Annotated in this window: 1 rRNA gene; it reads left to right on the forward strand. The window is 43.8% G+C overall.

Going from position 1 to position 240, the window contains the following annotated elements:
* Positions 1 to 51 (forward strand): 16S ribosomal RNA (locus ACNFBR_RS29335); the annotation flags it as partial.
* Positions 52 to 240 lie beyond the last annotated feature (189 nt).

The following is a 240-nucleotide window of genomic DNA, read 5'->3' on the forward strand; positions in this document are numbered from 1 at the left end:
AAGTCGTAACAAGGTAGCCGTAGGGGAACCTGCGGCTGGATCACCTCCTTAATCGACGACATCAGCCTGCTGATGAGCTCCCACACGAATTGCTTGATTCATGGTTGAAGAGACACTTGATCAGAACTCAGAAATGAGCATTCAGATCGAATGTTGATTTCTGACTTTTGTCAGATCGTTCTTTAAAAATTCGGATATGTGATAGATATAGACTGAACACCAGTTTCACTGCTGGTGGAT

Source organism: Pseudomonas sp. NY11955, from assembly GCF_048068035.1.
Lineage (GTDB): Bacteria > Pseudomonadota > Gammaproteobacteria > Pseudomonadales > Pseudomonadaceae > Aquipseudomonas.